Source organism: Kitasatospora sp. NPDC001119, from assembly GCF_053598475.1.
The window spans coordinates 19,571-36,260 of the sequence record NZ_JBSFKI010000006.1 but is presented as its reverse complement, the minus strand read 5'-3'; the positions used below and the strand labels follow the sequence as shown (position 1 = coordinate 36,260).

At 75.3% G+C, this 16,690-nt stretch carries 14 protein-coding genes, 1 tRNA gene and 1 other RNA gene; 8 read left to right on the top strand and 8 right to left on the bottom strand.

Features of this window, described 5'->3' with window-relative positions:
• Positions 1-59 precede the first annotated feature (59 nt).
• Together ACWDD9_RS09065 and ffs are read right to left on the bottom strand one after the other, a co-directional pair.
• Entirely contained in the window at positions 60-2,294 is a 2,235-nt protein-coding gene (locus tag ACWDD9_RS09065) for a DNA polymerase III subunit gamma and tau (RefSeq protein ID WP_449811196.1), read from the bottom strand.
• Positions 2,295-2,372: 78 nt separating this feature from the next.
• Positions 2,373-2,469: signal recognition particle sRNA small type (gene ffs / locus ACWDD9_RS09060), an RNA gene on the bottom strand.
• A 108-nt stretch (positions 2,470-2,577) separates the two neighbouring features.
• Here ffs and ACWDD9_RS09055 point away from each other — a divergent pair.
• Both ACWDD9_RS09055 and ACWDD9_RS09050 read left to right on the top strand, forming a co-directional pair.
• Positions 2,578-2,662, top strand: a tRNA-Ser gene (locus ACWDD9_RS09055).
• A 204-nt stretch (positions 2,663-2,866) separates the two neighbouring features.
• Positions 2,867-3,691, top strand: coding sequence for an alpha/beta fold hydrolase (locus ACWDD9_RS09050; RefSeq protein WP_449811195.1), 825 nt, complete (start codon positions 2,867-2,869; stop codon positions 3,689-3,691).
• Between the two features lie 25 nt (positions 3,692-3,716).
• Here the strand turns inward: ACWDD9_RS09050 and ACWDD9_RS09045 are convergent, their stop codons facing one another.
• A complete protein-coding gene (locus tag ACWDD9_RS09045; RefSeq protein ID WP_449811194.1) occupies positions 3,717-4,400 on the bottom strand; it encodes a hypothetical protein in 684 nt (227 codons plus the stop codon).
• Between the two features lie 110 nt (positions 4,401-4,510).
• Here ACWDD9_RS09045 and ACWDD9_RS09040 point away from each other — a divergent pair, with 110 nt between their 5' ends.
• The 4 genes from ACWDD9_RS09040 to ACWDD9_RS09025 all read left to right on the top strand — a co-directional run bounded on the left by ACWDD9_RS09040 (position 4,511) and on the right by ACWDD9_RS09025 (position 9,506).
• Complete coding sequence (locus tag ACWDD9_RS09040) at positions 4,511-5,137, top strand: TetR/AcrR family transcriptional regulator (RefSeq protein ID WP_388044988.1); 627 nt, start codon at positions 4,511-4,513, stop codon at positions 5,135-5,137.
• Positions 5,138-5,264: 127 nt separating this feature from the next.
• Positions 5,265-6,374: an NHL repeat-containing protein gene (locus ACWDD9_RS09035; protein WP_063780175.1), complete on the top strand. Its 1,110-nt coding sequence runs from the start codon at positions 5,265-5,267 to the stop codon at positions 6,372-6,374.
• Between the two features lie 209 nt (positions 6,375-6,583).
• Positions 6,584-9,022 carry a helicase C-terminal domain-containing protein gene (locus ACWDD9_RS09030; RefSeq protein ID WP_449811193.1) on the top strand — a complete coding sequence of 813 codons (2,439 nt, stop codon included), beginning with the start codon at positions 6,584-6,586 and terminating at the stop codon, positions 9,020-9,022.
• Between the two features lie 70 nt (positions 9,023-9,092).
• Complete coding sequence (locus tag ACWDD9_RS09025; RefSeq protein WP_380779742.1) at positions 9,093-9,506, top strand: VOC family protein; 414 nt, start codon at positions 9,093-9,095, stop codon at positions 9,504-9,506.
• On the opposite strand, the gene ACWDD9_RS09020 is transcribed toward ACWDD9_RS09025, so the two are convergent.
• Both ACWDD9_RS09020 and ACWDD9_RS09015 read right to left on the bottom strand, forming a co-directional pair.
• Positions 9,503-10,243 carry a helix-turn-helix domain-containing protein gene (locus tag ACWDD9_RS09020; RefSeq protein ID WP_449811192.1) on the bottom strand — a complete coding sequence of 247 codons (741 nt, stop codon included), beginning with the start codon at positions 10,241-10,243 and terminating at the stop codon, positions 9,503-9,505. The two genes, ACWDD9_RS09025 and ACWDD9_RS09020, sit on opposite strands and share 4 nt — an antisense overlap.
• 147 nt (positions 10,244-10,390) lie before the next feature.
• On the bottom strand, positions 10,391-11,905 hold the full coding sequence (locus tag ACWDD9_RS09015; protein ID WP_449811191.1) for an MFS transporter: 1,515 nt from the start codon (positions 11,903-11,905) through the stop codon (positions 10,391-10,393).
• Between the two features lie 310 nt (positions 11,906-12,215).
• On the opposite strand from ACWDD9_RS09015, the gene ACWDD9_RS09010 reads away from it, so the two are divergent.
• Positions 12,216-12,980: a TetR/AcrR family transcriptional regulator C-terminal domain-containing protein gene (locus tag ACWDD9_RS09010; protein ID WP_049652296.1), complete on the top strand. Its 765-nt coding sequence runs from the start codon at positions 12,216-12,218 to the stop codon at positions 12,978-12,980.
• Between the two features lie 60 nt (positions 12,981-13,040).
• Here ACWDD9_RS09010 and ACWDD9_RS09005 read toward each other — a convergent pair whose 3' ends face one another.
• Together ACWDD9_RS09005 and ACWDD9_RS09000 are read right to left on the bottom strand one after the other, a co-directional pair.
• The gene (locus tag ACWDD9_RS09005; protein ID WP_449811190.1) at positions 13,041-13,814 is read right to left on the bottom strand and encodes an isocitrate lyase/PEP mutase family protein; all 774 of its coding nucleotides are present in this window, start codon (positions 13,812-13,814) and stop codon (positions 13,041-13,043) included.
• Positions 13,811-15,277 (bottom strand): hypothetical protein, encoded by a 1,467-nt coding sequence (locus tag ACWDD9_RS09000; RefSeq protein ID WP_449811189.1) that lies wholly within the window; start codon positions 15,275-15,277, stop codon positions 13,811-13,813. The genes ACWDD9_RS09005 and ACWDD9_RS09000 overlap by 4 nt, the downstream gene beginning before the upstream one ends.
• A 163-nt stretch (positions 15,278-15,440) precedes the next feature.
• Here ACWDD9_RS09000 and ACWDD9_RS08995 point away from each other — a divergent pair, with 163 nt between their 5' ends.
• Positions 15,441-16,136 (top strand): ArsR/SmtB family transcription factor, encoded by a 696-nt coding sequence (locus tag ACWDD9_RS08995; RefSeq protein WP_449811188.1) that lies wholly within the window; start codon positions 15,441-15,443, stop codon positions 16,134-16,136.
• Between the two features lie 43 nt (positions 16,137-16,179).
• Here the strand turns inward: ACWDD9_RS08995 and ACWDD9_RS08990 are convergent, their stop codons facing one another.
• A complete protein-coding gene (locus tag ACWDD9_RS08990; protein WP_049660190.1) occupies positions 16,180-16,683 on the bottom strand; it encodes a DinB family protein in 504 nt (167 codons plus the stop codon).
• Between the last annotated feature and the right edge of the window lie 7 nt (positions 16,684-16,690).

The window sequence follows — 16,690 nt, the reverse complement described above, 5'->3', positions numbered from 1 at the left end:
AGGGTCCGCTCAGGGGCCCGTAGGCCCGGAGACCTGGGCCGGAGGACCCGGGGGCCGGTTCAGGAGCCCTGGTGGTGGATCTCCTCCAGCACCGTCGCCCCCAACTCGCGGATGATCAGCTCCTGGCCGGAGAACACGTCCTCCTTGAGGTCCGGGTCGTCCGCCTCCGGGACGTCGTCCTCCGGAGCCACCGACCGCACCGGACGGGCCTGCGCCGCCACCGGCGGCGGGGCCTGCACCGGCGCGGGCTGCACGGGCGGGGCCTGGACGGGCGCCGGCGCGGCCTGGACCGGCGGAGCCTGCACGGGCGCCGGGGCGGGCGCGGGCATCGGCGGCGCGGCGGCCGCCGGACGCGCCGCCGGGGCTCCCCAGCCGCCACCGGCCTGGGCACCGCCCCCCGGTGCGCCGCCGCTCTGGCCACCACCGGACAGGCCACCGCCGGACGGGCCGCCGACGCCGCCGGACGGGTCGATGATGCACTCGATCCGCCAGTCCACGCCCAGCGCGTCGGCCAGCGCGGAGCGCAGCACGTCGTCGCTGTTGCTGCCGACGAAGCTGTCCCGGGCGCCGGCGTTGATGAAGGACACCTGGAGCACACTGCCGTCGAACCCGGCCACCTGGCCGTTCTGGCTGAGCAGGATCCAGGTGAAGCGGCGGCGGTTCTTCACCGCCTCCAGGATCTGCGGCCACAGCTGCCGCACCTGCGCGGCACCCTGCTGCGCGGACGCCGACGGCTGCCCACCGGGAGCCGCCACCGGGGCGGGGGCCGGGGCGGGCACCGGAGCGGCGGCCAGCGCCGGGGCCGGCGCCGGGGCGGCCTGCGGCGGCGCCACGGGGGGCGCCGCGGGAGCCGCAGCGGGGGCCCCGCCGGCGGGCGGGAAGCTGCGCGGGATCGGCCAGGCACCCGGCGCCGGCCCGGCGGGCGCGGCGGCGGGCGGCGCGGCCTGTACGGGCTGTACGGGCTGGGGGGCCTGCGCTGCCGGTGCGACGGCGGACTGGACCGGCGCGGGCGCCACCGGCACCTCGGCCACCGGCGCCACCGGCGCCACCGGCGCCACCGCCATCGGAGGCGTCGCCGTCGGAGCCGCCATCGGCATGCCCCCGGGCACCGCCATCGGCGCGGCGAACCCGCCCGCGGACGCCCGTCGCTCCAGCTTGTCCATCCGCGCCTGCAACGACAGCTCGTCGCTGTACGCGCCCGGCAGCATCACCCGGGCGCAGATCAGCTCCAGCTGCAACCGGGGCGCCGCGTTGCCGCGCATCTCGGTCAGCCCGGTGTTGACGAGGTCGGCGGCCCGGCTCAGCTCGGCCGCGCCGAACGCGTCCGCCTGCGCCTGCATCACCGCGACCCGGTCGGCCGGGGCGTCGATCAGCCCCTTCTCCCCCGCGTCCGGCACGGTGGCCAGGATCACCAGGTCGCGCAGCCGCTCCAGCAGGTCGGTGACGAAGCGGCGCGGGTCGTGCCCGCCCTCGACCACCCGGTCGATCACCTGGAACACCGTCGCCCCGTCGTGCGCGGCGAAGGCGTCCACCACCTCGTCCAGCAGCGCGGAGTCGGTGTACCCGAGCAGCGCCGTGGCCATCTGGTACGTCACGCCGCCCTCGCCGGCCCCGGCCAGCAGCTGGTCCATGACCGACATCGAGTCACGCACCGACCCGGCCCCCGCCCGCACCACCAGCGGGAACACGGTGTCCTCGACCTGGATCCCCTCCCGGCCGCACACCTCCGCCAGGTAGTCGCGCAGCGTGCCGGGCGGGACCAGCCGGAACGGGTAGTGGTGCGTCCGGGACCGGATCGTCCCGATCACCTTCTCCGGCTCGGTGGTCGCGAAGATGAACTTGAGGTGCTCCGGCGGCTCCTCGACCACCTTCAGCAGCGCGTTGAAGCCGGCCGAGGTCACCATGTGGGCCTCGTCCAGGATGAAGATCTTGTACCGGCTGTGCACCGGCGCGAAGAACGCCCGCTCGCGCAGCTCGCGCGCGTCGTCCACACCACCGTGCGAGGCGGCGTCGATCTCGATCACGTCGATCGACCCGGGCCCGCCGGTCGCGAGGTCCCGACAGGACTGGCACTCCCCGCAGGGCGTCGGCGTCGGCCCCTGTTCGCAGTTGAGGCAACGGGCCAGGATGCGCGCGCTCGTCGTCTTGCCACAGCCGCGCGGCCCGCTGAACAGGTACGCGTGGTTGACCCTGTTGTTGCGCAGGGCCTGCTGGAGCGGAGCGGTCACGTGCTCCTGCCCGATGACCTCCGCGAAGGTCTCGGGGCGGTAGCGGCGGTACAGGGCTAGGGACACACCCCCGACGATATCGGGACGGACCGACAAACGCGTCGCCCCTCACTCCGCCGACCGTCCCCGACCGGGCCCCGGGAACGCAAAGACCCCTCGCGCACCCGCCAGAGCCCTCTTACCCTTGCTGCCTTCCGGCCCTGGGGGGGTTCAGAGAGATGACGCCACACGAGGGGCTGACCCCCACAGTACCGGATCCCCGCCCCAACGATCCACAGGCCACCCCCACCCTCCCGCCTGCGGGACAGGTGGTCGCGAGCACCCCGAAACATGTACTAAGCTCTCCCACGGAGGATTCGCCTAGAGGCCTAGGGCGCACGCTTGGAAAGCGTGTTGGGGGCAACCCCTCACGAGTTCGAATCTCGTATCCTCCGCCGGCAGAAGGCCCGGACCGCTCAGCGGTCCGGGCCTTCGTCGTTTCCGCGTCCTTGGGCTTCCGTCCCGTCAGGGCTTTGATCCGCCCCAATCGCGCGGGGCGGCCGTGCGCGTGGTGTCGGGCCCGTGGCGGTTGCGGGGCCGGGCCCGGGGTGCCTCAATGGCCCCGGCGGCGACCGCCGCCTGTCGGTGAGGAGGGCGGCATGCCACGGGTCGCGGTGAACGGGGTCGAGCTCTTCTACGAGGTGGACGGGGACGGCGAGCCGCTGGTCCTGGTGCACGGCTCGTGGGGCGACCACGGCAGCTGGGGGCCGGTCCTGCCCGCCCTCGCGCAGAAGTTCCGGGTCCTCGTCTACGACCGGCGGGGGCACAGCCGGAGCGAACGCCCGCCGGGGCGGGGGTCCCGGTTCGAGGACGAGGAGGACCTGGCCGCGCTGATCGAGACCCTCGGGTTCGCGCCGGCATACGTCGCGGGCAACTCCTTCGGCGCCTCGACCGCGCTCGGCCTGGCGGCCCGGCGGCCCGAGCTCTTCCGGGGCCTCGTCGCCCACGAGCCCCCGCTCCTGGGCACCGTCGCCGACGACCCCCGGCTGCTGCCGCTGACGGCGGCCACCGGGGAGAGGATCGAATCCGTCCTCGCCCTCCTGACGGCCGGCCGGACCCTCGCGGGGGCCCGCCGGTTCGTGGAGGAGGTCGCCCTGGGGCCCGGCGCCTGGGAGCGACTGCCGGAGCAGCTCCGCGAGACCTTCGTCGCCAACGCCCCCACCTTCGCGGACGAGCAGGCGGACCCGCAGTGGGCCAACCTCGACCTCGGCCGCCTCTCCCACTACACCGGGCCCGCCCTGCTGACGAAGGGGACGCAGAGCCCGCCCTGGTTCGCCGCGATCGTCGCCCGGCTCTCCGCGGCCCTGCCGCAGGCCGAGACCCACACCTTCGAGGGAGCCGGGCACGTCCCCCACCTCAGCCATCCGGACGCCTACGCGCAGCGCGTGACCGGCTTCATCGAAGGAGTCGGCCGGACTCCCTAGCCGGTCTCCAGGGCAGGGCCGCGGGTCAGGCCGCCCGGCCGGGGGCCGGGTGGGACGCGCCGGCCGGGCGGAGCCGGCGGCGGACGGCCCAGGCGGCTGCCGCGAGGGCGAAGCCGTAGACGGAGACCAGCCCGTGGCCGTTCTCCTGGGCGATCCACATGGCGAGGCCGAGGGCGGGGACGCCGGCCGCCAGGGCGAGCTCCTTGGGGAGGCGGGTGCGGGTGAGGAAGGCCAGGGCGAGGGTGGCGCCGAGGAAGTAGGTGGCGCCGGAGCTGCCGGCGAAGTTGCGGGGGTCGGTGCTGGGGCCGCCGCCGAGGCCGAGCAGGCTGTCGACGCGGCCGGGCAGCAGGATGCCGGCGAGGAAGAGGCCGAGGGTGAGCGGGCCGCCCCAGTACCACTGGGCGAGGGCGGCGACGGCGGCGAGGGTGACGAGGTTCCACAGGCCGCCGAAGAGGCCGCCGTTCTGCATGAACACCGAGGTGAGCTCGCGCCACCAGCCGGACTTGGCGGGGTCCGCGTCGAGCGCGTCCATGGCGCCGGACCAGAGCAGCTGGAGCAGGACGCCGCCGACGGCGAGCGCGGTCAGGGCGACCGCCGCCCACGGGAGCGGCCGTCCGCGCAGGGTGTCGCGGCCGACGACGCCGAGCCCGCAGTTGACCATCATGACCATCAGCGCGGCCGTGGTCACGTTGAAGACGATCGCTCCCATGTCTGGCCCTCCCCCCGGTTCCGGCGTTTTCCAACGCCGTTCGAAAACCTGATGACGCCAAGCTAGCACAGTTTTCGAACAGTGTTGGAAAACGTTGTACGGTGGACCGCATGAAGCTCACCAAGGAGCGCATCGTCGATGCGGGCATGGCCGTCTTCGCGGAGGTCGGCTACCAGAACCTGTCCATGCGCCAGGTCGCCGACCGCCTGGACGCCCACGCGGGCAGCCTCTACTACCACGTGCGCGGCAAGGACGAGTTGCTCGCCCTGATGGCCGACCGGGTCTGCCGCAGCGCGTACGACGCCGGCACCGAGGCCCTCGCCGCCCTCCCGCCCACCGCCACCTGGCAGCACCGCGTCGAGGCCCAGGCCGCCGCCCTGCGCCTGAGCCTCAAACAGCACCCCGGCGGCGCCCAGCTCCTCGCCGAGAGCCCCGGCGTGCTCAGCCCCGGCGCCCTCTCCCTGATGGAACGCCTGCTGCGCACCCTCCTCGACGCCGGCCTCCCCGCCGAGCACTGCGGCATCGCCGCCGACACCCTGCTCAGCCACGTCACCGGCTTCGTGCTCCAGGAGCAGAACCAGCCGGCGGCGCCACCGCCCGTCACCGCGGAGCAGTACGCCGAGCTGTGCGAGCGGTTCCCCCTGCTCATGGGCCCGTTGATCCCGCGCGTGGGCCAGGACGAGAAGTTCACCCGGAGCGTCCGCCTGCTCTGCACCGGCTTCGCGGCGCTCTCCTAGCGGCGCCCTCCCGGGCGAGGCGGGCCCGGACCCCTGGCGTCCCCGCGGGACCCCGCTGGGTGAACTCCGCGCGCCAGGCGATTCGACCACGACATAACTTCGCGCTATGAGACTTCACTCTTCGCGCATGAGGTTCTGGGGGCAGGCCGGCGTGGTCGCCGCCGCCGTGGTGGTGCTCGGCGCCACGGCGGCGGGGGGCGCCGTCGGCCGAGCACCGTTCCTCGGGCCGCTGAACACCGTGTCCCCGGTCGCCTCGACCGTGCCCGCGAACGGGGACGTGAACCCGTACGGCACGTTCGTGATCCGGCACAGCACGGGCAGGCTGCACCGCGGCAACGTCCTGATCAGCAACTTCAACAACGCGCAGAACCAGCAGGGCACCGGGACCACCCTGGTCCAGGTGAGTCCGGACGGCGCCGTCAGCACGTTCGCCCAGATCGACCCGGCGCACCTGCCCGGGCCGTGCCCCGGCGGGGTCGGGCTCTCGACGGCGCTGACCGTCCTGCCGGGCGGCTGGGTCGTGGTCGGCAGCACGCCCACCACGGACGGCACCTCCGCCACCGTCCAGGCAGGCTGCCTGCTGGTGCTGGACAGCAACGGAACGGTCCGCGAGACCATCGCGGGCGACGGCATCAACGGCCCGTGGGACATGACGGCCGTCAGCTCCGGCGACCGCGACGAGCTGTTCGTGACCAACCTGCTGAACGGCACGGTCGCGGGCGGCGGGGCCGAGGTCGACCAGGGCACCGTCCTGCGGATCACCCTGTGCCGGCCGGGCGGCGCACCGCCGCAGCGGATCGCGACCACCCGGATCGGTTCGGGCTTCGGCCAGCGCACCGACCCGGCCGCCCTGGTGATCGGCCCGACCGGCGTCGGCCTGGGCCACGACGACACGCTCTACGTGGCGGACACCCTCGCCAACCGGATCGCCGCGATCCCCGACGCCGTCCACCGCGTCTCCGACGCCGGCACCGGCACCACCGTCAGCACCGGCGGCAACCTCAACGGGCCGCTCGGCCTGGCCGTCGCCCCCGGAGGCGACGTCCTCACGGTGAACTCCGGCGACGGCAACCTGGTCGAGACCACCCCCGCCGGCGACCAGGTCGCCGTCCGCACGCTCGACGACAGCGGCACCCCGCCCGGCGCCGGCGCCCTGTTCGGGCTCGCGGTCGACCTCGACCGCGACGCCGTGTACTTCGTCGACGACGCCACCAACTCCCTGAACGTCCTGCACTGACCGCCCTGCCGCGGGTGCTGCTCCCGTACGCTCCCGTCCCCGAGGGCCCGGACCGCGACCACCGACCGCGGCCCGGGCCCTCGCTGTCTCCCGAACCGCCCGCCGGTCGCTTCGCCGTGCGGCCCGAACCGCCCGCCGGCACACCGTGTTTGCCATGCTTGAGCCCCGGCCGGTTCCGACCTGGGACGGCGTCCGTCCTCTGTGGTGAGGTGTTCCCCATCGGCAAGACAAGTGGATCGACCCTGGTCGCGTGGCTGCGCGGCGCCGACGCGGCACAGGTCGTACGGGTCCTGGCCTCGCGCCCGGACGCCGCGGTGGAGCCGGAGCCGCGATCGGTCGGCGAACTGGCGGACCGGCTCCAGCGCCCGGCCTCGGTCGCGCTGGCGATCCCCCGGCTCACGCTGCCCGAACTCCAGGTGGCGGAGGGCGCCGCCGCGCTGGCGCCTGCCACCCGGGACGTACTGGCGAACCTCCTCGACGCGACGGACGGGGAGCGCGCTCACCAACTGGACGCGGTACTGCGGGAGTTGGCTGATCGCGCGCTGGTGTGGCCGGGCGGCGACGGGCGGCTGCACGTGGCGGCGCCGCTGCGGCAGGTGTGGGCCGCACCCCTCGGGTTGGACGCGCCACTGGCACGGCTGCTCGCGGACACGACCTCCACCGATCTGGGCCGCATGCTCGCCGCCGTCGGCATCACGTCGACGGGCACCAAGCAGAAGCGGCTGGCCGCGCTGATCGACCACCACGGCGATCCGGACCGGGTCACCGCGCTGGTCGCCAAGGCCCCCGCGGCTACTCGGAAACTCCTGGAGCAACGTGCGCGGCAGGCACCGGAGCGGTCGGCCCGCATCCTGTACGGCCTCCCGCGGCCGGATCCCGGGCCGGGCGAACGGTGGGCGCTGGAACGGGGGTTGCTGATCCGGGACGGGCGCTGGTACGGGCCCGCCCGGATGCCCTCGGAGGTGGCCCTCGCGCTGCGCGGCACCGGCTGGCACGCCCCGTTCACGCCCGTCCCGCCCGCGGTCCGGACACGGCCCGTCACCGGATCGGCCGTCGACCGGGAGGCCTCCGCCGCGGCGATGGCGTTCGCCGCCCACGCCTCCTCCGTCCTCGCGGCGTGCGCCGCCGCTCCCCCGGCCCGGCTGAAGTCCGGCGGGATCGGAGCCCGCGAGCTGTCCCGGCTCGGCAAGGCCGCGAAGTGCGACGACACCGTGGTGCGCATCGCGCTGGAGTCGGCCGCCGCGGCCGGGCTGCTGGCCCGGGACGGCGACCGGGTCGCGGCGACCGAGGCCTACGACGGCTGGGCGGAGGGGGAACCCGCCGACCGGCTCGCCGTGCTCCTCCGCGCCTGGTGGACACTGCCGCTGACCCCCGGCGGGAGCCGCGACGAGGAGGGGAAGGCGCTGCCCGCCCTCGCCGGAGCCCCGCCCCGCGGGGGCTGCGTCCAGGCCCGGCACGGACTGCTCGCCTCCGCGGCGCGGCTCCCGGCGGGTGAGGGGGCGAGCGACCCGGCGGACCTGGGGGCGCTGATCGCGTGGCAGCGTCCGCTCGTCGACCAACTCGCCCAGGACGCCAGCCCGTTCGCCACCCTGGTCCGCGAATCGGAGCTGCTCGGCGTCCTCGCCCTCGGCGCCCTGTCCCCGCTCGGGGCGGCCCTGGACGCCGACGGCCCGGACGCGGTGGCCGCCGCCTGTCGACGGCTGCTGCCCGCCTCCACCGGGTCCGCCCGCTTCGGCAGCGATCTCACGGCCGTGGTCGCCGGCACGCCCTCGACGCCCCTCGTCACGCTGCTGGACTCCGTCGCCGACCGGGAGGCCACCGGTACGGCGTCGGTGTGGCGGTTCAGCCCGGACAGCGTCCGCCGCGCCCTCGACGCCGGCCACACCGCCGACACGCTGACGGCCGACCTCGCCGCCATCGCCGTCGCCACCACCACGGAACCGCTGCCACAACCGCTCGCGTACCTGATCCGCGACACCGCGCGCGGCCACGGCCGGGTGCGCGTCGTCTCCGCGGCCTGCGTGATCCACGGCGCGGAACCCGCCCTCCTCGCCGAACTGGCCGCCCACCGCAGGCTCGCCCCGCTCGGCCTGCGGCAGTTGGCACCGACGGTGCTGATCAGCCGGACCCCGCCGGACGAGACGCTCGCGGCCCTGCGGTCGGCGGGCTACGCCCCCGTCGCCGAGGAGCAGGACGGATCCGTCCGCATCGAGCGGACCCGGCGACACCGGGCAACGAACCCACTCCCGACCCCGCGCCGACCCGCCGGCCCACGGCGGAAGGCCGTCCGCGTCGCGGGCGCCCGGACCGCCACCGACCTGGCAGCCGTCGCCGCCCGGCTACTGGCGGCCCCGCAGGAGGCTCCGGAGCCCGACCCCGACGACGGCCGCCCCTACGCCAGCGACACCGAGGAGATCATCGCCGGGCACGCGCGCAACCTGTCCTTCACCGACGTCCGCCAACTGGCCCACGCCGTCAACGAGAAGCAATCGATCACCGTCGAGTACACCGCCACCTCGGGCAACACGACCGTCCGCACCCTGAGCCGCCTCGAACTCGACGCGCCCTACCTCCACGCCTGGTGCCACCTGCGCGACGCCGAACGGGTCTTCACCCTCTCCCGCATCCACGGGGTGATGCCCTCGTAGCCGAGCCGTCGGGCGGCCGGTGTCCGATTCGTTCAAGACCGGGTGGGGCGGGGGTGCCTAGCGTGGGGGCATGAACAGCACAGGTGTACCGCAGTTCGCGTTCGTCGGGCTGGCCGTTGCGGATGTGGCCGCCTCGGTCGGCTTCTACCGGCGGCTGGGGGTGGGGTTTCCCGAGGGGGCGGAGGGGGAGCCGCACGTCGAGGGTGAGGTGCCGGGCGGGCCGCTTCTGGTACTCGATTCCGAGGCCACCATCCGGTCGTTCCATCCCGGCTGGCGGCCGCCGAGCGGCGGTGGCCGGTCCGCACTGGCGTTCCGCTGCGCGAGTCCCGCGCAGGTGGACGCGGTGTACGGAGAGTTGACCGGCGCCGGGTACCACGGGGAGTTGGAGCCGTGGGACGCCTTCTGGGGGCAGCGGTACGCCGTGGTGCACGATCCGGACGGCAACGGGGTGGACCTGCTGGCACCGCTCGAGGACAGGCCCTAGGAGGAGAGCAGCGCGGTCAGCGGCAGGCCCGCCAACTCCCGTACGTCGCGGGCCAGGTGGGCCTGGTCCGCATAGCCGGTCCGGGCCGCCGTCTCGGCCTGCGGGACGCCGGAGCGGGCGAGGGCCAGGGCGCGCTGGAGGCGCAGGATCCGGGCGAGGGTCTTGGGCCCGTAGCCGAAGGCGGCCAGGGAGCGGCGGTGCAGTTGGCGGGCGCCGAGGCCGACCGTTTCGGCCGTCGCGGCGACGGAGCGGCCGGCGGCGAGCGAGGCGGCCACGGCGCGGATCAGGCGGTCCTCGGGCTGGGCGTCGGCGGCCAGCCGCAGGGCCAGGGCCTCCAGGGCGGCGGCCGGGTCGGGGGCCGCGTCGATGCCTTCGGTCAGCCGCCGGACCTCGGCGGCGGACCGCAGGTCGGCCAACTCGACGCGGCGGTCCCGCAGTTCGTGTGCGGGGACGCCGAGCAGGGCGGGGGCGGAGCCGGGCCGGAAGCGTACGCCCGCCCAGGGGCCGCGCAGTCCGGGGCCGGGATGGAAGGCGCGGGTGTCCGGTCCGGCGACCAGCAGCCGGCCCTCCGTCCACAGCAGGTCCATGCAGCCGTCGGGCAGGACGAGCCCGGCCCGCGCGGCGCCCGTACGCCCGGCACTCGCACGACCGCCCGTACGCCCGAGGGCCGGCTTCGTCCACAGGACCGCGCCGGGCAGCCGGCACGCGCGTTCCTGGTACGAGGCGGACGGTTCCATGATCCGAGGCTACGCGCCCCGCAGGGACCCGGCGGGCGGGCGGACGGCAGCAGGACAGCAGCAGGAGGGCTGCAGGACAGCGGGCGGACGCCGACGGCCCCGGCCGCACGAGGCGGCCGGGGCGATCTGTCCGGGGAGAGGGGCCGGTCAGGCGACCGGCTCGGCCTCCGGCACCGCCGGGGGCTCGGCCCCCGTACCGGCGGTCTTCCGGCCGTCGCGCATCAGCACCAGGGTGAGCGCCGCCGCCGCGACGACCGCGATGCCGCCCGCCGTGAAGGTGGTGGAGGTGGCGGTGTTGAACGCCTCCCGGGCGGCCGCGACCAGGCCGCCGTCCCCGGTGGAGCCGGCCACCGCGAGCGCGCCGGTGATGTCGTGGCGGGCGGCGGCGGGGGCGGCCGCGGGCATCGCGCCGGTGTAGGTGCTGGAGAGCACGGTGCCGAGGATGGCCACGCCGAGCGCCGCACCGGACTGCTGGATGGTGTCGTTGAGCGCGGAGCCGACGCCGGCGTGCTCACTGGGGATGGCGCTCATCAGCGCGTTGGAGGCGGCCGGCATGGCGAGGCCGGAGCCGATGCCGAGCACCAGCATGGCCAGGGAGACCTTGGTGAAGCCGTCGCCGACCGAGAGGGTGGCGAGCAGTCCGAAGCCGCCCGCGATGATCAGCATGCCGATCGAGGTGAACACCCGCGCCGGGACCTTCTTGCCGAGCACCGCGCCCAGCGCGTTGAACACCAGCGAGGCGATGGCCAGCGGGATGAAGGCGAGGCCGGTGTCGGTGGGCGAGAACTCCAGCACGAACTGGAGGTACTGGGTGAGGACCAGCATCAGCCCGCCGGTCGCGAAGGTCAGCAGGATGAGCGAGAAGCTGGCGCCGGTGAAGACCCGGTTGCGGAACAGCTTGATCGGGACCATCGGCGAGTCGGTGCGGACCTGCCGGACGGCGAAGCCGACCAGCGAGGCCACCGCGAGGGCGAGTGCGCCGAGGGTGCTCGCGCTGGTGAAGCCGTCCTGGGGCAGCACGATGATCGACCACACCAGCGCCGTCATGCCGACCATCGACAGCACCATGCCGAGCAGGTCGGGGCGGCGCCACGGTCCCTTGGACTCCGGCATCAGCAGCACCGCGGCGACGATGGCGACGGCCGCGATCGGCACGTTGAGCAGGAAGACCGCGCCCCACCAGAAGTGCGCGATCAGCGCGCCGCCCAGCACCGGACCGCCGACCAGGCCGACCATGGCCACCGCGGTCCACGCGGCGATCGCCTTCGGGCGCTCCTCGTCGTCGAAGACGGTGATCAGGATGGAGAGCGTGCTCGGCATGACCAGCGCGCCGCCGACGCCCATCAGGACACGCCCGGCTATCAGCTCACCGGGGCTGCCGGCGTACGCCGCGACCAGTGAGGCGGCGCCGAACAGCGCCAGCCCGACGATCATCACCCTCCGCCGTCCGAAGCGGTCGGAGAGGCTGCCGGAGGTGAGCAGCAGGCCGGCGAAGACCAGGATGTACGAGTCGATGATCCACTGGATGTCCTGCGCCCCGGCCTTGAGGTCCTCCGCGATCGGCGGGATGGACACCGTGAGCACCATGTTGTCGATCACCAGCACCAGGCTGCTGAGACAGAGCACGACCAGGATGAGCCAGCGCTGCGGATGACGTTCCACGGCGTTTCCCCCTTCGAACTTCGGGCTTCGAGCGTCGGACTCCGAGCTCGGGCGTCGAGCGTCGGAACGGGCGCGCGGGCCGGGCTGTGTCGCCGGAGCCGCGCGGAAGTCGTCGCGGGCACACCGTCCTCCGTCCCCAGGGGAACGGTGTGCGCCGCTCCGAACACTGTACGGACACCGCACACTGTTCGCAACGCCGCACACCGTTCGATCTCCGCACGCTGTTCGTCGCGCCGTACACTGTTCGCATCAGCCCGTGGCGAGCGGCGCCGAACCGGACCGGATCCGGACGATTGGTGAGGAGGGCCCGATGGCGGCCAGGACAGAGGACGGCACGACCCCGGGCATCCCCATGCCGTGGAACCGCCCCGAGCGACGGCGGGAACAGCCCGCCCTCAGCCGCGAGCAGATCGTCGCCGAGGCCTTCGCGCTGCTGGACTCCGGCGGCATCGAGGCGCTGAGCATGCGCAAGCTCGCCGCCCGGCTGAACGCCGGCGCCACCTCGCTCTACACCCACGTCGCCAACAAGGACGAGCTGCTCGCCCTGGTCGTCGACCAGGTCTTCGGCACCCTCCCGCACCCCTCGGCCGAGGGGTCCGAGGAGCCGAAGGTCTGGCGCGCGAAGATCGCGGAGTGCGCCGAGAGCATGCGCACGGCCATCATCCGCCACCCGTGGATGGTCGGGGTGATCGGAGACGTCGGGATGATCTACCTTGGCCCCAACTGGATGCGGCTCTCCGAAGCCCTGTTGGACGTCCTGGAGGCGGCCGGCTTCGAGATCGTCGAGGCGAACGACGCGATGAACGCGGTCATGGGCTACACCATCGGGACCGCCTGCGTGGAGGCCGCCTGGCTGGCCGCGCTGGCCCGCAGCGGCCAGGACGAGCAGGAGTGGATGAACCGGCTGCTGCCCGTCGTCACGGAGGCCACCAAGGACTTCCCGCGGCTGCACCGGCTGTACACCACCTCGGTTCCGGACGAGGTCGCCGGAGGCCGGGACAGCACCTTCGCCCGGGGCGTCAACGTCATCCTGGACGGGATCGAAGCGGCCAGGACGGCCCGCGGACAGCACTGAGCCCTCCGGGGGCCGCCCCCGCCCCGACCACGCGGCCCAGCGCCGCCCCGACCGCGCGGCTCAGCTCCCGCTGAGCGCCTGCACCTCCGCGTACCCCGGCACCGGACCGACCGGCTCCCCCGCCGCGACGGCCGCCGCCGTGGCCACCGCCGCCGCCAGTGCCGCGCGGTACAGCAGCGACCCGAGGCTGACCCGGGCCACCCCGAGCGCGGCCAGCTCGGCGAGGCCCGGGCTGGTCGGCGTCCAGAGGATGTTGAGCGGGACGGCGAGCGCGCCGACCAGCCGGCCGATCGCCGCCGGACCGGTCACCCCGGGGACGAACACGCCGTCCGCGCCCGCCTGTTGGTAGGCGTCCAGGCGGCGGAACGTCTCCGCCTCGGGGGCGTCCTGCCCGCACCAGTAGGTGTCGGTACGGGCGTTGACGAACAGCTCCGGGGTAGCCGCCTTCACCGCGGCGATCTTCGCGGCGTGGCGGGCGGACGGGGCCAGCGTGCCGTCCGCCCGGCCGTCCTCCAGGTTGATGCCGACCGCGCCGGCCTCGGCCAACTCCACGGCCAGCTCGGCGACTTCGTCCGGGTCGTCGCTGAACCCGGACTCCGCGTCGACGCTGAGCAGGAAGCCGCCGCGACCGAGCCTGCGCGCCAGCCGTACGGTCTCCGCGCGGGTGGCGGCGGCGCCGTCGGGGAGGCCGGCGACGGCCGCCACGCCCAGGCTGGTGGTGCCGATCGCGGGGTGGCCCTGGGCGGCGAGGGCGACGGCCGAGGCGTGGTCCCAGGCGTTGGGGAGCAGCAGCGGGCACCCGGGGCGGTGGTGCAGGGCGGCGAAGGGGGTCATCGGGTCGTCTCCATCGGCTCGTTCGCACGGTGTCCGGTCGGGTCCGCCGGACTGTCGGCCACCCACGTCGGGCTCTTGGTCACCCACGTCGGATCCGCGGCGCCGCCCCTCGCACCCGCCAGGCTCCCGACCGAGTCCGCGTAGTAGTACCCGGCCTCGGAGACGTGGCAGACGATCTGCCGGAAGCTCCAGCCCGTCCCCGGGGAGTCGTCCAGCCGTTCGTCCGGCAGCGCCGCGACCCGCCGGGACCAGATCCCGGCCAGCCGGGTCAGCCGGCTGCGGGCCTCGTCCAGGTCGGCGGTGGTGAACGGGGCCAGGTCGGCCGGGGTGGTGGCGTTGGAGGCGTGCCAGCGGTCGGGCTCGGTCGGTTCGCCGACCAGCCGGGCCTCCACCTCGGCGAGGTGGTCGACGAGATGGTCGGTGATGCGGCGAACGGCCTTGTGCGGCGCGTAGGTTCGGCCGTCGGTGTTGACGATCGGACGGCCGTCCCAGGCCGTCCAGCCGACCGCCAGGGCGAGCACGTACGTGACCATCTCCGGCACCAGGGCGGCCAGTTCGGCCTTGTCGAGGCCCGGGGTCGACGGCGGCGTCCCGGTGTCCGCCGGATCGGAGGCGCCGTACAGGATGCCCTCGGCGATCACCAGGGCCTGCGAGCGGCCCGGGCAACTCCGGGGCGGGGCACCGAAGGTGAGCGCGACCCCGGCCGGCGCCCCGGCCTGGGCGGCGGCGATGTCGAGCAGGACCCGCGTCCCGGCCGGCACCGCGACCCCGCCGACCTCGGTCGCCCGGACGGCGATCCGCCGCATCGTCCGGACCGGCGGGTCCGTGCGCAGCACGCCGGCCAACCCGTCCTCGTGCCGGCGGGCGCCCTCGACCAGCGCGGCGGTGGCGTCGCAGGCCTGGACCAGCAGGCCGATCCGGTTCGCGGCGGTCTCCTCGTCCCGGTCCCCCATCGCGGGCAGCAGCCGGGCCACCGCCGCATCGGCCACCGGGTCGGCCGACGCGCCGTCCACCGCCGGGTCCACGGCCGCGTCCGCCACCGGGCCGTCCACCGCCGAACAGGCCGGCACGTCGGTGAAGTACGCCCGGGACACCGTCGCGACGTCCCGCGCCACGGCCTCCGGGTCGGCCAGACCGAGCTCCGCCGCGAGCACCCGGACGACCCGCAGCCGGACGTCGGACTCGAAGCCGCCGGCCGCGGCCACCCGCAGCCGGTCCGGGTCCAGCCGCTCCAGGTCGGCCAGCACCAGCGCCCGGCGCCGGGCGTGCGGTTCACCGGAGCTGAACCTGGCGACGGCGGACCGCAGCCAGGCCACCGTGCCGGGGGCGCCGCCCGGCACACCAGGCGCGGGGGCCGCCGCGGGCAGCGGCACCAGCGCGGGATCGGCCAGGGCCGCCGTCACATCGTCGTAGCGGGAGAAGGTCGTGGTCGCCGCCCCGGGGACCACCGTGGTTTCGCTCATGCCGTCATCGTGGCCCCGGGTCGTTTCGGCCCTGGCCGAACCGTGCCGGGGCGACCCTGGAGGCATGTCCCCGGCCCCGTTCCCCCACGCGGCCCCGCCGCCGCGACCGCCCCGTCCCCCGCACCAGGGCATCCACGCACCGCCGTGCCCCGACCATGGAGGCATGACGCTCGCCGCCCTCGCCGCCCTGCTCGCCGACCCCACCCGGGCCGCCATCTGCTCCGCCCTGCTCGACGGCCGTGCCTGGACGGCCGGTGAGCTGGCCCGGCACGCGCGCGTCGCGCCGTCCACGGCCAGCGAGCACCTGTCCCGGCTGATCGCGGGCGGGCTGCTGGCCGAGGAGCGGCAGGGCCGGCACCGGTACGTCCGGCTGGCCTCGCCCGCGGTGGCCACGCTGATCGAGGACCTCACCGTCTTCGCGGAGTCCGGTCCCGGCCCCGCGACCGCGCCCCGCAACCTGACCGAGGCCACCCGGCTGAGCGTCGAGGCCCGCGCCCGCACCTGCTACGACCACCTGGCCGGACGCCTCGGCGTGGCCGTGTCGGACGCGCTGTTCGCGCGCGGCCTGGTCACCGAGGAGGACGGGCTGGCCGTCACCGGACGCGGCCGGGACTGGCTGGCCGCGCAGGCGATCGAGCTGCCGCCGGGCGCGGGCCGCCGCGGCGGACGCCCGGTGGTGCGCAGCTGCCTGGACTGGACGGAGCGCCGCGGCCACCTGGGCGGGGCGCTGGGCGCGGCCCTCTGCCGGGCCGCCCTGGACCGCGCCTGGGTGGAGCGGATCGGCTCCGGCCGGGCCCTCCGGGTCACCCCGGACGGCGGCCGGGCGCTGCGCGAACTCCTCGGCGTGGAGCTGCCCTGACGGCCGCCCCGGCGCCGCTCCCGCTCAACGGCGCCGCTCCGGCTCAGCCCATCGACTTCGCCCCGTCCAGCGCCTCCCGGATGATGTCCGCGTGCCCGGCGTGCTGCGCGGTCTCGGCGATCAGGTGCAGCAGCACCCGCCGGGCCGACCAGGCCGTGCCCGGCGGGAACCAGGGCGCGGGCGGCAGGTCGTGGGCGGCGTCGAGGTCGGGCAGGCTCCGGACCAGCTCGTCCGTTCCGCGCGCCGTCCGCTCGTACTCGGCGAGCAGCCCGGCCAGCGTGTCGCCCTCCGCCATCCGGAACTGGGCCGCCCAGGCGTCCGGGTCGGCGGCGCCCGCGTCCCCGCTCCGCATCGCCTCCGCACCGCCGGTGATGAACCGCGCCCAGCGCGCCTCGACCCCCGCCACGTGCTTGATCAGGCCGCCGAGGCTCAGCTCGCTGACGGTGGTGCGCTCGGCCGCCTGCGCGTCGGTGAGGTCCCGTACGGTGTGCCGCAGCAGTCCGCGGTGCTTGTCCAGCGTCTCGACGAGTTCCTCGCGCTCACCCATCGGCCAC